Origin of the sequence: Centipeda noxia ATCC 43541 (assembly GCF_000160555.1) — a bacterium.
GTDB lineage: Bacteria > Bacillota > Negativicutes > Selenomonadales > Selenomonadaceae > Centipeda > Centipeda noxia.
Genome location: NZ_GG749297.1, coordinates 1 through 577, shown reverse-complemented (window position 1 = coordinate 577; position 577 = coordinate 1). Strand labels below are relative to the sequence as shown.

At 57.9% G+C, this 577-nt stretch carries 1 protein-coding gene; it reads right to left on the bottom strand.

What is annotated here, in order from left to right; genetic code table 11:
- A partial coding sequence (locus tag HMPREF7545_RS09920) for an autotransporter outer membrane beta-barrel domain-containing protein (RefSeq protein ID WP_040571406.1) occupies window positions 1-577 on the bottom strand: 577 nt, incomplete at both ends.

Below are 577 nucleotides of genomic sequence, written 5' to 3'. Positions count from 1 at the left end.
AACGCGCCAGTCATTTCCAACCTTCTTGTCATAGCCGACCTGAATGGTGGAATAGTTCATGCGGAAGTTGGCGTTGTCCTTGTTGCTGGTGGCCTTGCCGCGGTAGGCACGTGCCCAGATACCGGTATCCTGCGGAGAGAGACGGAGGTCGCCCATACGCTTCATGAGGTCGTTCGCCTCAGCCCGCCAAGCCATCGAGGATGCGGTCATCGCGGATTTGACGCCGCTCATGAGCTTTGTCTCATAGTCACCGTATTCGATCTGCGTATTCGGATTGGGATTGGGATTCGGATTGGGGTTGGGATTCGGATTTTCCGGCTGTGCCGGAGACACTGGCCCGGTTCCCTGCAGGGTTCCTTGTCCAGTTGCTGCCCAACCCATATCCGCCACTTTCAAGCTTTTGGAGGATCCGGTCAGACCCTCGACGATCATCGCCTTGCCCGAGAGATTCCGCTCCCCGCCGACGTAGCCGTCGTAGTAGAGCTTCCCGGCGAGCGCGTTCAGTGTCTTGCGTACTGCAGTCTCATCATGAAGTGCTACGCCGTTGCTATCCGTCACCATGGTGACGGCAGAGCCT